The sequence below is a fragment of the Kitasatospora sp. UYEF31 genome, assembly GCF_057291755.1.
In genome coordinates this window covers 1-16,122 of the sequence record NZ_JBXAWK010000059.1, presented here as the reverse complement: position 1 = coordinate 16,122, position 16,122 = coordinate 1, and the positions used below count along the sequence as shown (strand labels likewise).

General features: G+C 69.3%; 15 protein-coding genes. 10 read left to right on the top strand and 5 right to left on the bottom strand.

Annotated elements, in window-relative coordinates:
• Positions 1-139: 139 nt before the first annotated feature.
• The 5 genes from sigE (at position 140) to AC0Z36_RS24040 (ending at position 4,950) form a co-directional block, all read left to right on the top strand.
• Positions 140-847, top strand: coding sequence for an RNA polymerase sigma factor SigE (gene sigE / locus AC0Z36_RS24060; RefSeq protein WP_485465114.1), 708 nt, complete (start codon positions 140-142; stop codon positions 845-847).
• 51 nt (positions 848-898) lie between these two features.
• Complete coding sequence (locus AC0Z36_RS24055; RefSeq protein ID WP_485465113.1) at positions 899-1,639, top strand: anti-sigma factor family protein; 741 nt, start codon at positions 899-901, stop codon at positions 1,637-1,639.
• A gap of 177 nt (positions 1,640-1,816) precedes the next feature.
• The gene (locus tag AC0Z36_RS24050; protein ID WP_485465112.1) at positions 1,817-3,433 is read left to right on the top strand and encodes a S1C family serine protease; all 1,617 of its coding nucleotides are present in this window, start codon (positions 1,817-1,819) and stop codon (positions 3,431-3,433) included.
• 161 nt (positions 3,434-3,594) lie between these two features.
• Positions 3,595-4,014 (top strand): sec-independent translocase, encoded by a 420-nt coding sequence (locus AC0Z36_RS24045; RefSeq protein ID WP_485465111.1) that lies wholly within the window; start codon positions 3,595-3,597, stop codon positions 4,012-4,014.
• A gap of 255 nt (positions 4,015-4,269) precedes the next feature.
• On the top strand, positions 4,270-4,950 hold the full coding sequence (locus AC0Z36_RS24040; protein ID WP_485465110.1) for a hypothetical protein: 681 nt from the start codon (positions 4,270-4,272) through the stop codon (positions 4,948-4,950).
• 183 nt (positions 4,951-5,133) lie between these two features.
• On the opposite strand, the gene AC0Z36_RS24035 is transcribed toward AC0Z36_RS24040, so the two are convergent.
• A complete protein-coding gene (locus AC0Z36_RS24035) occupies positions 5,134-6,297 on the bottom strand; it encodes an Mrp/NBP35 family ATP-binding protein (protein ID WP_485465109.1) in 1,164 nt (387 codons plus the stop codon).
• Positions 6,298-6,385: 88 nt separating this feature from the next.
• Here AC0Z36_RS24035 and AC0Z36_RS24030 point away from each other — a divergent pair, with 88 nt between their 5' ends.
• Both AC0Z36_RS24030 and AC0Z36_RS24025 read left to right on the top strand, forming a co-directional pair.
• On the top strand, positions 6,386-7,141 hold the full coding sequence (locus AC0Z36_RS24030; RefSeq protein ID WP_485465108.1) for a hypothetical protein: 756 nt from the start codon (positions 6,386-6,388) through the stop codon (positions 7,139-7,141).
• Positions 7,142-7,231: 90 nt separating this feature from the next.
• Positions 7,232-8,188, top strand: coding sequence for a hypothetical protein (locus AC0Z36_RS24025; protein ID WP_485465107.1), 957 nt, complete (start codon positions 7,232-7,234; stop codon positions 8,186-8,188).
• A gap of 77 nt (positions 8,189-8,265) precedes the next feature.
• Here the strand turns inward: AC0Z36_RS24025 and AC0Z36_RS24020 are convergent, their stop codons facing one another.
• Positions 8,266-8,811: a hypothetical protein gene (locus AC0Z36_RS24020; RefSeq protein ID WP_485465106.1), complete on the bottom strand. Its 546-nt coding sequence runs from the start codon at positions 8,809-8,811 to the stop codon at positions 8,266-8,268.
• Positions 8,812-8,953: 142 nt separating this feature from the next.
• Here AC0Z36_RS24020 and AC0Z36_RS24015 point away from each other — a divergent pair, with 142 nt between their 5' ends.
• Positions 8,954-9,928 carry an HpcH/HpaI aldolase/citrate lyase family protein gene (locus AC0Z36_RS24015; RefSeq protein WP_485465105.1) on the top strand — a complete coding sequence of 325 codons (975 nt, stop codon included), beginning with the start codon at positions 8,954-8,956 and terminating at the stop codon, positions 9,926-9,928.
• A gap of 148 nt (positions 9,929-10,076) precedes the next feature.
• On the opposite strand, the gene AC0Z36_RS24010 is transcribed toward AC0Z36_RS24015, so the two are convergent.
• Positions 10,077-11,000, bottom strand: coding sequence for an RNA polymerase sigma factor SigF (locus AC0Z36_RS24010; protein ID WP_485465104.1), 924 nt, complete (start codon positions 10,998-11,000; stop codon positions 10,077-10,079).
• 255 nt (positions 11,001-11,255) lie between these two features.
• Here AC0Z36_RS24010 and AC0Z36_RS24005 point away from each other — a divergent pair, with 255 nt between their 5' ends.
• Positions 11,256-11,597, top strand: coding sequence for an STAS domain-containing protein (locus AC0Z36_RS24005; protein WP_485465103.1), 342 nt, complete (start codon positions 11,256-11,258; stop codon positions 11,595-11,597).
• Positions 11,598-11,723: 126 nt separating this feature from the next.
• On the top strand, positions 11,724-12,230 hold the full coding sequence (locus AC0Z36_RS24000; protein WP_485465102.1) for an ATP-binding protein: 507 nt from the start codon (positions 11,724-11,726) through the stop codon (positions 12,228-12,230).
• A 199-nt stretch (positions 12,231-12,429) separates the two neighbouring features.
• Here the strand turns inward: AC0Z36_RS24000 and AC0Z36_RS23995 are convergent, their stop codons facing one another.
• Both AC0Z36_RS23995 and AC0Z36_RS23990 read right to left on the bottom strand, forming a co-directional pair.
• Positions 12,430-13,563, bottom strand: coding sequence for a hypothetical protein (locus AC0Z36_RS23995; RefSeq protein ID WP_485465101.1), 1,134 nt, complete (start codon positions 13,561-13,563; stop codon positions 12,430-12,432).
• Positions 13,564-13,666: 103 nt separating this feature from the next.
• Positions 13,667-15,712, bottom strand: a complete 2,046-nt coding sequence (locus AC0Z36_RS23990; protein WP_485465100.1) for a hypothetical protein — start codon at positions 15,710-15,712, stop codon at positions 13,667-13,669.
• Positions 15,713-16,122: the final 410 nt, after the last annotated feature.

Here is a 16,122-nt window from a genome sequence, read left to right as displayed (position 1 = left end):
GGGGCCGTGAGCGGGCCCCGAACGTACTTATCCGGGCTTAACAGGCAGGACGTCTACTGTGGTTGCGCTACTCGAAAGAGGAGGTGTGGCAATGGACGAACGCCGTGAGGGACCAACCGTTTCTCGCGACGTCGCGCCGATGCCGAATCACGTGGCCAGAGCTGCAGACGCAACCGTCGCCCCGAAGAACGCCGAAACCGGCGCCGACCCGGCCGTCACGACTGTGACGACCACCGGCACCGGGACGGCCCCGTCCAAGGAGGACTTCGCGCCGTCGGCTGCGGAGTGGACTCCGCCGTCGTGGGAGGACATCGTCCGAACCCACTCGGCACGGGTGCACCGTCTTGCCTACCGCCTCAGCGGAAACCCCTACGACGCGGACGACATCACCCAAGAGGTGTTCGTCCGGGTCTTCCGATCGCTGTCGAGCTACACGCCCGGCACGTTCGAGGGCTGGCTCCACCGGATCACGACCAATCTGTTCCTGGACATGGTCCGACGCCGGCAGCGGATCCGTTTTGAGGGACTGGCCGACGACGCCGCCGAACGGCTCGCCGGTCGTGAGCCGTCGCCCGCACAGCACTACGACGACACGCACTTGGACGCCGACATCCAGCAGGCGCTGGACGCACTGGCCCCCGAGTTCCGCGCCGCAGTGGTCCTGTGCGACATCGAAGGCCTGTCGTACGAGGAGATCGCCACCACGCTCGGAGTGAAGTTGGGGACCGTGCGCAGCCGCATTCACCGCGGCCGCACCCAGCTCCGTGCGGCACTGCGGCATCGGGCCCCCCGTACTTCGGCCGGAATTATCGTCGGAGGTACGGAGGCGGCACCGGTGCGGAGATGAGGGCACCGTGATTCGCCGTCACCACCGTTCGACCTCCGAGGTGTCATCGACGTGAGCCACCTAGAGGACAAACTCGCCGCGTTCGTCGACGGTGAGCTCGGCCACTGCGCCAGGGAGAAAGTCCTGGCGCACCTGGCCTCCTGTGCCGACTGCAGGGCCGAAGCCGACGACCAACGTCGCCTCAAGGCGCTGCTGACAACCGGGCCCACACCCGGTCCCTCCGGGGACCTGATGGCCCGGCTGCTCGCGATGGGCGCCCCGGCTGCGCCCGAGGACCCCAGCGGCTCAGGCGGCCTGCGGGAGCCCCCGCAAGGGCAGCCGTCCGCAGACGTGCCCGGAGCGGAGGCCGCTGTCGGCCGCCCCCGCACGTTCGCCGCGCCGGACAGCGTCATCAGCGCGCCTCTGCCGCGTCGACGGCCCGGTGCCGCCCGATCCCGGACGGCCCCCCGCGGCGGACGGCCCTCCGGTGTGCCCGAACGCAGTTCCCGGCCGCCGTCCCCCAACCTCCGGCCGGGCGGCGCCCCCTACCGCCGCCGGCTCACGTTCGTCGCCGCCGGAGCCTTCTCGATGATGGCCATCGCCCTGAGCACGGCGTTCGTCCCGGGTGGTCCGGTGGAGCACCCCGACGGCCGCCCGGCCGCCCCCACGATCGAGCGCTACCTGGTCGAGCAGGCCGACGCCACCAACCCCGGTCCGCACCGGTTCCGCGGTTACCAGCCGGACGTCGCCGAGGTCTCCCTGGTCGCCGGTTCCGCCCTGATGCGCACCGCACAGCCCGCAGTCCGCCGCTGAGCGCAGGCCCCGGCCCGCCCCGCAGCAGCAGGGGGCGGGGCACCGCTGCGTCCACCCGGCTCTTCTTCAGGTTCCCGGCGATGATGGTGGGGTCCGCCTGTGCCCGGTGACCGCAGCGCGGCACACTGGTCCCGCGGCGGTCCTGCCGGTGGTGTTGTTTGTTCAGAAAGGCACAGGATGAGCGACGAGAACGGCCCCGGAGGAGTCGACGACGTCGTACCAACCACAGTGGGCGCACCGCAGGAGCCGACGGCCCCGGACGGTCACGTGGACGCGGTGTCCTTGAGCAAACCGGAGCCGGCCGTGATGCCAGCCGTGGTGTGGGACCCGGCGGACGAGCCGGAGGCTTTTCCGCAGCCGCAGCCGCAGCCGCAGCCGCAGCCGCAGCCGCAGCCGCAGCCGCAGCCGCAGCCGCAGCCGCAGTCCCCGCAAGCGCATCCTCAGCGACAGACTTTTCAACAGCAGCAGCCGTACGCGCCGGTGCACCCGGCCTACGCCCAGCCGAACCCGTACACGACACCGTTCGGTACCCCGGCCGGTCCCTACGGAGTGCCTTACGCGACCACGTACGGCCCCATGCCGTACGGAACGCAGCCGGACCCCGCCGTCTACGCCTTCCCGGGCTCCGTCGGCCCCACAGGCCCGGCCGGCGGCCTCGCGGACGACGACGGCCCGCGGTCGACGCCGCCACGCCGCCGGATGCTGCTCGCCGTGGTCGCGCTCGCGCTGGCCTGCGGCCTGGTCGGCGGCGCGATCGGGGCGTACGTCGAGGACCACCGCAGCGCCTCGGTGACCCTGCGCAAGGCCCCGGGCGACAGCCCGGACCGGCCCCGCGACAGCATCGCGGGCCTCGCCGCGCGGACCCTGCCGGGCGTGGTCTACATCCATGTGGCGTCGGCCGGCGGCCAGTCGACCGGCACCGGCTTCGTGCTGGACGGGACCGGCCACATCCTCACCAACAACCACGTCGTGGACAAGGTCGCAGCGGGGGCCAGGATCGTGGTCACGTTCAACGACGGCCAGCAGGTCGAGGCCAGGGTGGTCGGCCGGGACGCCGGCTACGACCTCGCGGTGCTCAAGGTGGACGGCGTCAAGGGCCTGTCGCCGTTGCCCCTGGGTGACTCCGACGCGGTCTGGGTCGGCGACCCGGTGATCGCCATCGGAGCTCCGTACAACCTTGAAGGCACGGTCACCACCGGGATTATCAGCGCCAAGGACCGGGCGGTCAGCGCCGGTGGCGGGCAGGACGTGTCGTACATCAGCGCGCTGCAGACTGACGCGGCGATCAACCCGGGTAACTCCGGCGGGCCGCTGATCAACGCGGCCGGGCAGGTCATCGGCGTGAACTCGGCGATCCGTTCAGCCGGTGGTTCCGGCGGGGGGGTGCCGGGTCTCGGCGAGGAGGGCGCGGGCAGCATCGGCCTCGGCTTCTCCATCCCGATCAACCAGGCGCAGCGGATCGTCAAACAGTTGATCGAGCACGGTCGGGCGGTGCACCCGGTGATCGGCGTCTCGGTGGACATGCAGTACCAGGGCGAGGGGGCGCGGATCGCCGACAAGGTGGTCAACGGCCAGGATCCGGTACGCAAGGGGGGCCCGGCCGACCAAGCGGGTCTGAAGCCGGGCGAACTGATCCTGACGGTGGACGGCCGGAAGATCACCGGCGGCAACGAGCTGATCGTGGCGATCCGGGCGAAGGCCCCGGGGGAGCGGGTCAAGCTGACCGTGCGCGGCGCCGGAACCGGCGGTGCCGAGCGGGCTGTGGACGTGACCTTGGGCGGCGAGGACAAATAGACGCCGGATGACGGCAGGGTGTCCGGCGGGTCACATCTGCCGACAATACGTTTTCGACCCTCATTCAGTGGACGGGCATTGCCCCTTCCGCCCGGTCGGCCGACTACTCTGGTTTCCGTCCGGTCGGTCGACTGGGCTGCCGTCCGTCTCGTGGAGTCCAGGTGTTCGACGTCGGTCCACTCGAGATGGTCGCGCTTGTGGTCCTCGCCATCGTGATCTTCGGCCCTGACAAGCTGCCGAAGATGATCAGCGAGGTGTCCCGCACGATACGTAAGTTCCGTGAGTTCTCCAGCAGTGCGCGTACGGACCTGAAGAAGGAACTGGGCCCGGAGTTCGAGAACCTCTCGATGGAGGATCTCAACCCCAAGACGTTCGCCCGCAAGCATCTGCTCGGTGAGGACGACGACGTTTTCGGGGCCAAGGCGATCAAGGCCGATCTGACGAAGTCGCTGGGCTTGGGTCTGGACGCACCGGACGCGGACTCCGGTCCGGCGGCGCAGTCGCAGGCTCTGCCCGCGAAGGTCAACGGTTCACGGATCGCTCCGGGCGAGCGTCCGCCGTACGACGCCGACGCGACCTAGACGAGCATTCCCGGCCCGCGCTGCGGCTGGCATCTGGCATCTGGCATCTGGCATCTGGCATCTGGCACGACACAGCAAAGGATCAGAAAGCGATCCCCACTGGGCGGAGTTGACCACAATCCGCTATTCATTGATTGCTCTCGGTAATATAAATCTGATCGTGGGGGCACGACAGTAGATGCCCGGGGCTGCCCCGCCCACGGGGAACCGCCGTTGCTGCGCGGTCGTGCGATGCGAGGAGACAGGGTCAACAGCATGGACACGATGAGCCAAGGTGCCGCCGTACGGCGGGACGGGCCCGACGACAGCCGCCCGGCCCCCGGGGAGGGCGGGGCGGGCCACAGACGGCCCGCCGTCCGCCCCGACCCGGCCGCGTACGAGACCGCGGGTTTCCCGTGGTTCGGCCTGGACGAGGGCTGGAGCGGTGACCGCTGGGCGGCCAACCTGTGTGTGGGCCCCGTCGGCGTCGAGCACGGCACCCTCGGCCACGGCGATCCGCCAAGCAGGCTGCCGGGCGACAACCCGAGGCGCTTCGTCGCGGTGGTCACCGTGCCCATGCGGCCCAAGCGCCCCACCGGGGACGGCACCGGCCTCCTGGAGGCCACCTCACGTTCCAGCGCCGCCTCACTGGCGGGCTCCGGACTGCTCGCGGAGAGCAGCCCGTGGAAGCTCGACCGGGCATTGCGGGAGGACTGGCTCACCCAGCAGACCTACCTCGTCTGGGACCTGGCCGACCAACTGGACTCGGACGCCTGGAGCAGCCTCGCCCTGCCGGTCGACGGCGTGCCCTCCCGTTTCCGCTACCGCGAGACGGACGACGGCTGGCTCTTCGCCGGGGAGTCCGCGGGGGTTTACATCGGCGCCTACGGCCGCGGGGTCAGCGCGTACGGACTGGGTCTGAGCGTGCTGTCCGACCTGCGGGGCTACGCGCCCTGAGCTCAGCTTCGAACGAGGTGACTGAGCGGAGCGGAGGAGCGCGGACGGAGTCCGCGGCGCCGAAGGCGCAGTCAGGACCCCGATGGCCCGGAGCGAAGCGAAGGGCCGATGAGGTCACGGGTCGGAGTGCCTCCCCGCCCGGAGCGAAGCGCGGACGGGGAGGTTCTTCGAGCCGCGTAAGGATCAGAAGTTCCGCAGGGGGGTCAGGCCCAGTTGCATGCCCGTCAGCCCGCGGGAGCGGTTGCCGAGCTTGTCCGCGATCTCGCGCAGTGCGCGCGCCGCCGGGGAGTCGGGGGCTGCGAGGATCACCGGCTCACCGGTGTCGCCGCCCTCGCGCAGCCGGGTGTCGATCGGGATCTGACCCAGGAGCGGCACCTTCGTGCCGGTCGCGGCCGACAGGCCGTCGGCCACCAGCTGGCCGCCGCCCGCGCCGAACACGTCGATGATGTGCTCGCCCTCGGGGCAGTGCGGGCACGGCAGCCCGGACATGTTCTCGATAACGCCGGCGATCGTCTGCCGGGTCTCGATCGCGATCGTCCCGGCGCGTTCGGCCACCTCGGCGGCTGCCTGCTGGGGTGTGGTCACGACGAGGATCTCGGCGTTCGGCACCAGCTGCGCCACGGAGATCGCGATGTCGCCGGTGCCCGGCGGCAGGTCGAGCAGCAGGACGTCGAGGTCACCCCAGAACACGTCGGCGAGGAACTGCTGCAGTGCGCGGTGCAGCATCGGCCCGCGCCACACCACGGGGGCGTTGCCCGGGGTGAACATACCGATCGAGATGACCTTCACGCCGTGCGCCGACGGCGGCATGATCATGTTCTCGACCTGGGTGGGCCGGCTGTCGGTGCCGAGCATCCGGGGCACGGAGTGGCCGTAGATGTCGGCGTCGACGACGCCGACCTTCAGGCCGTCGGCGGCGAGCGCCACCGCGAGGTTCACGGTCACCGACGATTTGCCGACGCCGCCCTTGCCGGACGCCACCGCGTACACCCGGGTCAGGGACCCGGGTTTGGCGAACGGCACCTCACGCTCGGCCTGGCCGCCGCGCAGGCTGGACGCCAGTTCCTTGCGCTGAGTGTCGCTCATGACGTCGAGTTCGACGTCGACGCCGGTGACGCCGTCGAGCGCCGCCACGGCGTCGGTGACGTCAGTGGTGATCTTCTCGCGCATCGGACAGCCGGCCACCGTCAGGAAGATCGCGACAGCGACCCGCCCGTCTTCGCCGATGTCGATGGATTTGACCATCCCCAGGTCGGTGATGGGGCGGTTGATCTCGGGGTCGTTCACCGTCGCCAGCGCGTCCCCGATCGCTTCGAGCAGGGCAGCGCGGGAGTCATCGGAAGCCATACCTGTGATGCTACGTCTCCGGGTACGGAGGATTTCCCACAGGTCGTAAGCTGCGGGCCCGTACGACTGACATAAAGGGAGAAAGCGCGTGCGCCGTCGCCGGACCGTGGTGGACACGACAGTCGCGGGTGCCGCTGCGACGCTTCTCGTCCTGATGGCCGGCTGTTCGTCGGCGGATCCCTCCGGGGTGTCCAAGGAACCGGTCGACAAGATCCTGCTGCAGTCGCAGGACGCAGCCCGGACCGCCACCGCCGTGCACATCCAGGGCGAATGGCCGGTCCAGGACCGCGACTACAAGCTTGACCTGCGGGTCAAGAAGGACGGCGCGATCGGCTCGGTCGTCACCGCCGGGACCGCCATCGAACTGCTCAGGGTCGGCGATGACCTCTTCGTTCGCGGGGACGGGGCGCTGTACGCGCCGCGCGACGGCCGCACTGATCCGGACGCCACGACCTCCGCGGAGATGCTGCGGGACAAGTACGTCCGGGTCCCCAAGGACGACCCGGCGCACGCCCGGCTGATCGGCTTCACCCGGATGGAGACCATGGTCGAGCCGCTGTTCCGGCTCAACGGCAAGGTGAAGAAGAACGGCCGCAAGGAGATCCGGGAGATCGAGACCATCGAACTGGCGGCCGACTCCGGACGCGGCGGACGGCTGTACGTGTCCCTCGAAACACCGCCCGTCCCCCTGCGCTACAGCGCCGGGAAGCGCCGCCTGGAGCTGTCGGACTACGGCAAGGACTTCCCCGTGGCGGTGCCACCGGGCGACCAACTCCTGGACTACGGCACACTGACCGGCGGCAAGGAGCCCGCCGACGGCAAACCGGGAAGCGACGCGAACTGATCGCAGACCGACGGCCGGGCCCCTGATCCGGGATAACGTTGGGGCCTGCTTGTGTACGGCTGGTCGAGTAGAGGGTGAAGGAATCCCGCGGTGGCTCAGGGACGACTCAAATACGGCGTGGCTCTGGCATCGGTCGCTGTGGTGCTGACAGCGGGGTGCAGCGCGGGCGAGCCCGCCCACCGCGCCTGGAACGCCCCCGAGCCCGAGCCCGCGGCGGGGCTGCCGCTGGGCAACCGGATCGGCGACCTGGACGCGGCGGCGATCCTGCAGCGTGCCCGCGCGGCCACTGCGGCGGCTGCGTTCGTGCACGTCAGGGGTGAAGTCAAGGGCACCGGGTCGAGCGCCGAGCCGTTCAACGTGGACATGCGGTTCAGCGGGAGCGGCAGCGACGGGAACATCAACGAGGGTGACAGGATCGCCCGGGTGACCCGGGTGCAGAACCAGGTGTGGTTCCAGGGCGACGACAAGTTCTGGAAGACCGTCGACGGCACGTCGGCGGCGGTCGCCTACCACGACAAGTACGTCCAGGTCCCGGTCGGCGACAAGCGCTTCACCGGGCTTGTGGAGAACACGTACGTGGACAAGCTGGTCGCCCGGCTGCTCGGCAAGCCCGGCGACCTGGAGAAGGGCGCGCAGACCCAGCTGGTCAACGGCCACACCGCGCTCGCCCTCACCGACAAGACCGGCGGCGGCACGATATGGGTCGCCACCCAGGGGGCGCCCTACCTCCTGCGCCTCGAAGGCGGCAAGGGCGCGAAGACCAGTGGCGTGATCGACTTCATCGGGTACGACGAGCGCACCGTGATCCAGGCACCGGACCCCGACAAGGTGGTCGACAAGGACCTGGCCCCGGGCAGTCGCAAGTCCACCAGCGGCCCGTCGTCGGGCCCGACGACGGGCCCGTCAGCGGGGACGACCACGGGCCGTAACGGCGCGTCGTCCACCCCGAGTGGTACAACCGGCCGTGCGACGCCCGGGGCCACCGGGGGCACCACCAACGGCCGGGTCCCGCTCGAAGCGCAGCGCGACCCGGTGCTGCTGCCCTAGTTGTACTGCCCGGCAAGCCCGGCAAGCCCGGCAAGCCCGGCAAGCCCGGCAAGCCCGGCAAGCCCGGCAAGCCCGGCCTATCCCGCCTTGCGCGGCCTGCGCCGCCCGAAGGAGCGGTTGCGCGGCAGCGGGCCACGCGTCGTGGCGGGGGTCGGCACCGGCTCGGCCGCCAGCGACCCGGCGGGCATCGCCCCAGGCCGTTCCGGCAGCCCGCCGGTCGGCTCAAGGCGCACGACCACGCACTCCCGCGCCCAGCGCGCGGTCTGCCCCTCGCCGTCCGGCGCGTTGAGCCGCCCGCCGGCCACCGCGTCGACGGCGGTGGACCAGTCGGCGTCCGCCGGGGAGATCGTCCGTACGGCCGCAGTCCAGGTCGCCAGGCGGCCACCCTTGTCCTTGCTGCGCACCGTCACCTGCGCGGTCCGCGCCCCGGCGAGCGCGTCGAAGCGCTGCTCGATGCTGGTCGTGCCGGGTGCGGCGAGCAGGACGTACACACCGCCGTCCGCCCAGGCGTGCCACACGGCCCGGGAGGCCGTGCCGACCACGGGCCAGATCAGCCCGGACTTCTTCGTCGCCTCCTCGATGAGGGCAGCGTCCAGAAACGAGTCAGGGGTGCCGGATGTCATGGGTCATAGATTGGCAGATGTCGTACGGAAGTGGCCCCTGTCACCCCGCCTGGGAACGCAAGTGACTTCCCAGTAACGTGTGCCGCATCATCAGCGTCAGCCGGAGCGCATCCGGCTGCGCAGCGATTCTGGGAGGACCTTAATGGCCGCCACAGTACGTTCCGCCGGAGCAGGCCGTCCGCGCCGTTCCTGCATGGCAGTTCCGGGCAGCAACCCGCGCTTCATCGAGAAGGCCCAGGGCCTTCCCGTGGACCAGGTCTTCCTCGACCTTGAGGACGCCTGTGCGCCCCTCGCCAAGGAGGGCGCCCGCCACACCATCGTGGACGCGCTCAACAACGGCGAGTGGGGCAACCGCATCCGCGTCGTCCGGGTCAACGACTGGACCACGCACTGGACCTACCGTGACGTCGTCACGGTCGTCGAGGGCGCCGGACCCAACCTCGACGCGATCATGCTCCCCAAGGTGCAGGACGCGTCCCAGGTCAAGGCGCTGGACCTGCTCCTCACCCAGATCGAGAAGACCATGGGCTTCGAGGTCGGCCGCATCGGCATCGAGGCGCAGATCGAGAACGCCCGCGGCCTGGTCAACATCGACGAGATCGCCGGAGCGTCCGACCGCATCGAGTCGCTCATCTTCGGCCCGGCCGACTTCATGGCGTCGATCAACATGAAGTCACTGGTCGTCGGCGAGCAGCCGCCGGGCTACGACACCGGTGACGCGTACCACTACATCCTGATGCGCATCCTCATGGCCGCGCGCATGCACGACGTCCAGGCCATCGACGGCCCGTACCTCCAGATCAAGGACACCGACGGCTTCCGCCGGGTGGCCGGTCGCAGCGCCGCGCTCGGCTTCGACGGCAAGTGGGTCCTGCACCCCGGACAGATCGACGCGGCCAACACGGTCTACGCGCCGTCGCAGGACGACTACGACCACGCCGAGCTGATCCTCGACGCGTACGACTACTGCACGTCGGAGGCCGGTGGCCGCAAGGGCGCCGCGATGCTCGGCGACGAGATGATCGACGAGGCCTCACGCAAGATGGCCCTGGTCGTCTCCAACAAGGGCCGAAGCGCGGGTATGCAGCGGACGAAGAAGTTCGAAGTGCCGCAGTAGGCGATGCGGTGACAAACGGATGGCGGCGGGTGGTCGGCTCCCACAGTGTGGGAACCGGCCGCCCGCCGCCAGTCTTTCCGTACCAGAGCCGTTGACCGCGTTGACCGCGTTGACCGCGGTGACCGCTTTGACTGAAGCGGCTGAAGCCTCAGGCCAGCAGGCCTTCGCGCAGCTTCACGAGTGTCCGCGACAGCAGCCGCGAAACGTGCATCTGTGAGATGCCCAACTGCTCGCCGATCTCAGCCTGTGTCTTCTCACCGAAGAAGCGCAGCATCAGGATGTGCTTCTCCCGCGGGGCCAGGCTCGCGATAAGCGGCTTGAGCGCCTCGCGGTTCTCCACCAGCTCGATGGACGCGTCCTCCGCGCCGAGCCGGTCCATGGGGGACGCGAAGTCGTCGTTGTCGCCGCTGCCTGACGAGGCGTCAAGCGACGAAGCGGTGTACGCGTTGGACGCGGTGAGGCCCTCGACGACCTCTTCCTGGGTGATCTCCAGCGCGACCGCGAGCTCGGCGACCGTCGGCGCCCGGTCGAGGCGCTGCGACATTTCGTCCGAAGTCTTGGCCAGCCGCAGCCGCAACTCCTGCAGGCGGCGCGGGACCCGCACCGACCAAGTCGTGTCGCGGAAGAACCGCTTGATCTCACCGAGGATCGTCGGCATGGCGAAGGTGGGGAACTCCACCTCGCGGCCCAGGTCGAAGCGGTCGATCGACTTGATCAGACCGATCGTGCCGACCTGGATGATGTCCGCCATCGGCTCACTGCGGCTACGGAAGCGGGACGCGGCGAACCGCACGAGCGGGATGTTCAGTTCGATGAGGGTGTTGCGCACGTACTGGTACTCGTGGCTGCCCTCTTCGAGTTGACGCAGCCGCACGAACAGTGTTTTGGACATCGCCCGCGCGTCTGCCGTGCCGACCTTGTCCAAGGTCTGCCCGTTGAGTTCCGATTCGAAGTCGGCCTGGAAGTCGGAGACTTCCTTCGGGCTGTACAGGTCGAGCTCCGCGGCCGCCTCAGCTCGGTGGCCCTGGGCCACATCCTGGGTCTGCTGTATGCCGTCGAGCTGGACTGCCATGCCGCCCCCTTGAGAGTGCCGTCGCGTACAGGTCACGTCTTACCGGTATCCGCTGCACCAAACCTACTTCTTTGTAGAGATACTTTGTGACGCGGAAGAACTCGGCTCCAGGCTTGCGCATCTGCTGGGCACCGGGCCCCGCATCAGGTATGAACAGGGGCGGTGTGGTCGCTGTACCCGTTCTGGAGTTCCGCGGACGGGTCACAGACGGACCCGCCGGAAGTGACAGCAGGAACGCGTCCGCAGGAGGCAGACATGCAGGGAGTGTTGTCGGTGTCTGTACGCACCGAGGGTGTGGCCGCGGTCGTGACCGTGGCCGGAGAGATCGACGTGGACAGCTCCGCCGAGGTGCGCGACCGCCTGGTCTCCTGCGTGGAGAAGGGCTTCACCCGGCTGGTGGTGGACTGCGGAGAACTCGATTTCTGTGATTCAACCGGCCTGAACGCGTTCCTCGCGGCCAGGTTGCGGGCACAGGAGGCCGGTGGATCGGTGCATCTGGTCGGCGTCCAGCCGGCGGTGCTCCGGGTGTTTGAAATCACAGGCGCCGTCCAGGGGTTCACATTCCACGATTCCCTGGCCGACGCGATGCAGGGTTAGGGGGCCGCCGGCGGTGGGCCTTCTAACCGGGTCGGCAGTCGTAACGGCAGGTATCGGTGGGTGTTCACCGGCGGAATCCGGGCAGACTGACCACCCGTGACGGCGTGAGCGAGGTGAGTGACAGACATGAGCGTCATGCGGTCCCAGGCGCCAGGCGACGGAAAGCCGGATCCGTCCGCGACGGTGTCCAAGCAGATGCGGCGGCTGCCCTTCGCCGAGGCGTCGGGTGCGGTCGGACGCAGCCGTGCCTTCGTGCGGAAGGCACTGCAGACGTACGGATGGACAGCTGACCAGGACGAGGACATCGTCCTCCTGGCCGACGACGTCCTGCTGGTGGCGGTCGAGCTGGTGACCAACGCGTGCCTGCACGCGGGCGGCCCGGTGGAGTTGCGGCTGGTCCGGAGCCCCGGGGTGATCCGTCTTGAAGTCGACGATGCGAGCAGTGCGGAGCCGGTACCGCGGACACCCCATCAGGGGATCAAGCCGGGTGGCCACGGACTGCACATCGTCAAGCGGTTGAGCACCGGCTGGGGTGTGGTCGTGCACGACAGGGGCGGCAAGACGGTGTGGGTGGACATGCCGGTGCCGGTCCGGGTCGACCGGGAATCAGTGTCGATGGACGGCGTGTGCTGAGACCTTCCGGGCAGGTTGCGGTCTTCCAAGGCGCTTGAGGTTTTCCAAGGCGTTTGAGGTTTTCCAAGGCGCTTGACGTTTTCTAAGCGCTTGAGGCTTTCCAGGCTGCTTGAGGCTTGTCAGGGCGATGAAAAACAGGGCGTCCGCGTTCGGATTTCCGTACGCGTACGCCCTGTTCCGGTGTTGAGCTGTTGAGGTCCTACTTCACCGTGATCGGCGCGAAGCCGATCTTGTCGAACGTGAGGCTGGTGTCGATCTCGATACCGGCGATCATCGTGGTCTTCTTCGACGTCACGAGGATGTAGCTGCAGAACTTCCCCTTGGCGTCGGTGTACGCGAAGCCGAAGTTGAAGGTCGGGTTGGTGCCGTTGACACCCGCGATGGCCACGATCGTGTTCGGTGTGTAGTTCTCACCCGTGACCTTGACGAAGCTCCACGCCCGTACGGACGACCTGTCCAGCGTCACCTTGCGGGTGGGCACCGGGACTTCGGTCTTCTTCACGGTCAGCGACGCGGTCGCCGTCTTGGCGCCGTCCGTGACCGAGACGGTGTACGAGCCCTCGGACACCGTGGCGGCCAGCGAGGCGGACCCTGACAGGGTGCCGTCCGCGCCGATCGCCAAGGTGTTGGTGGCGAACTTCGCCGCGTCGCAGGCCGAACCGTCAGCCGCGCACAAGGACGGGACGGCGGTCTTGCCGGCCGTCCAGTGCACGCCGGCCAGGGCTACGGCCTTGCCGGGCTCGACGCTGGCAGGCGTGGCACCGAGGGTGGCGGTGCCGGAGTCGACCGGTGTGACGGCGATGCTGGAGACCACGCCGCTGCCGGCGGTGATGTCACAGGGGGTGGTGAAGTCGCCGTACTTGGTCTTGGTGTCCGTGACGGTCCGCACCGGGGTCAGGTCGACCGTTCCGGACGCGGTGGCGGGGATGGTGAGCTGGCCCTCGTACGGAGCCGTCTGGATCGGCGTGTTCGCCGGGATGTCCATGGACACCTCGGGTCCACGCACGGTGACCGTGCCGGTCACCCCGCCGGAGAGGGTGAAGTCGATCGAAGGGGTCGCCTTGATGCCCTTCTGCGCGACCGGGCTGGTCGCCGGGGATGCGCCGAGGGTCACCTTGACGGTGACCGACTCGCCGGGCTTCGCGGTGGCCGGGGCATCGATGGTGATCGACTGCGGGCCGGCCTTCTCGCCCTGCCCGGCGGGGAGACTGCAGTTCACCGTGGTGTTGACCGTGCCGGCGTACGCGGATGCCGTGCCGAACACGGTCAGCCCGCCGGCCAGCAGCGCGCCGGTGCCGAGCGCGGCGGCGAACCTTCTGGTGGAGATGCTCATGAGTGGTGCTCCTTTGCTGTGTCACACGTGGGACGAAGTGCTGTGCAAGGTGGAGCGGATGACGGCCGGTCAGGCCCCGGAGGGCCGGCCCGGCCACGGCGGTTCAGGACAGGGTCAGCGTGAGCGTCGCGCGGTAGGAACCCGCCAGCTGGTACGGCGGGACCGCCACGCTCAGCTGTGCGTCGGCGGTGAAGGTGCCACCGCTCGGCACGCCGGGGTCCGTTGAGGCCTGTCCGGTGCACAAGGTCGCGCCGACGGCCGGTCCGGGTGCGCCGGGGGTGACCCGGCCGGTGGATCCGGCGGCTGCCTGGCACTCGGGGGTCCACGTCACCTTGTCGGCACTGATGCGGCCGCCGAGGTCGGAGACGAGGTCGGAGATGCTGCCGCTGAGGGTCCAGCCCAGAGTGCTGACCCGCTTGTCCTCAACGGTGACCGTACGGATCGCGCCGGTCATCCGGTGGGCGGAACCGTCCACGTCCGTCGGGCTGAGGACGGAATCACCCGCGGCCTGACTCATGGACAGCTTTCCGGTGCCGCGGTCCACGGTGAACGCCGTCTCCGCGGTCTTCGACGGGTCGACGACTTCGGTGGCGGTGATGCGTTCGGTGTTCAGCCGGCCGACGGTGAACTTGCCGGTGAACCTGCCGTCGGTGCCGACGGTGACGGTGCCGTTGTCACCGGTTGGCTGTCCGGCGCCGTCCACACCCTCGATCCGCACCTGAGCGCCGGGGGTGAACCCGCCGCCGGTGAGGGTGGTCGAGGTGCCCAGCGGGCCGGTCGCGGGTGCGGCGGCCAGGGTGCGCGGGGCGGGTTCCCCACCGGTGATGCTGGTCGAGACCGCGGGCGTGCCGCTCGGGTTGCAAGCGGAGTTCTGCGAGATCAACTGCAGGTTGTAGTCCGCCGGGGCCAGGTCGATGCGTCCTGCTTTGGTGATGGTGAGCGTCCCCGTCATGTTCTCGACGTGTACCGGTGCCCGTTCACCCGTGGCCGGGTTCTTCCTCGGCCCGGTCATCGCGATGGTCCCGGTCTGGGCGCCGGAGACCTTCACGTTGCCGCCCGGCGTCACCGTGTCGGCGAGCAGGCCGATCCACAAAGGTTGCGGGTTACGCGGGTACTGCTTCCACTCCCAGGTGACCGTGACCTTTTCGCCCACCTTGTAGTAGGCCTTCTGCGGGGTTACCTGCAGGGCGACCTGCGGGCTCCAGTCGAAGGTGCCGCTGCCGGGCAGTGCCCGGCATTTGACCTGGTAGGTGATGGGCTCATCCCATACCGGTGCGGTCGCGCTGACCTGCAGCACGGTGAAGCCCGACGTCGTGCCGAGCGAGGCCTTCACCACGTACGTGCCGTCAGCCGTCCCCGCTGCGGCTGAGACCCGACCGGACAGTACGCCCGTCGCGTCCACCTCAAGGGCGGCGCCGGTGAGCTTCGCCGGGTCGCAGGACTTCAGGTCGATGCTGCACAGCGTGAGCGCGGGGGCTCCGCCACCGGCCGGCCAGTTCTCCCCGGTCAGGCTGAACGGGGAGGAAGGACGGACCGGACTGCGACCCGCGTTCAACGTGACCGGCTTGACCGAGCCGTCCACAGCGATGGACGTGGAGACCGCCGGCTTACCGATGGCGTTGCACGGGGTGGTCCAGGTGCCGGACATGTGCGCGACGGACGAGTACGAGCCCGGTGCCAGGTCGATGGCTCCGGGCTTGGCGACGGTGAGTGTCCCGGTCATCGTGGACAGCCACAGTTTCTGGCCGCCCGGAGTCTCAGCGTTCTGCTGAGGACCGGTCATGTCTATCTGGCCACCCTGTGCGCCGGACACGGTGACCTTGCCGAACGGCTGCACCGCGTCCTTGTTGACGGTGATGGACGACGGATTCTTGGCCGCGTCCTTCCACGTCCAGGTGACGGTGAGTTTGTCGCCGACCCGGTAGGTCGGCTTCTGCGGCGAGACGGTCAGGTCGACCTTCGCGTCGGCGTCGAACGGGCTGCCCCCGATGCTGGGCGGTACGCAGTGCACGCCGTAAGTCACAGGATCCGCCTGGGCGGAAGGGGCTAGTACGGCCAGTCCGGCGGCGGCGGCGAGTGCTGTGGAGCCGAAGACTGCGGTGATCCGGCGGTAGCGGCCGGTTCTCTGTGGTGCTGGTGTAGCGGACATGCGGCGCTGTCCCCCCTGTCCGAGATGCGCCCGAAGACAGAGTGGTTCCCCTCTGGGGCAACCCTGCCACTGAAACATGTTCCATTAACTGAGGACTCATTTGAATGGCGACCCTTAGACAAGTCAAGGAGTTCCGGACAACTTGTGTCCTGCGCGGGGAATCGACACGTGTCGTCTATGCGGGACCGTCCATGTCGCCTGTTCGGGCCCCGGCCGCGTGGCGACCGAATGTCCGCCGGATGTCGGCCGTACGCCGGTCGAATCAAACAGGCCGGGGGTTTTTTGGGGGGGGGGGGGGGGGGCGCCCCCCCCCCCCCCCGGGGCGGGGGGGGGGGGGGGGGCGCGGGGGGGGGGGGGGGGGGGGGGGGCCCCCCCCGGGGGGGGGGGGGGGGGGCCCCCGCCCCCCCCCC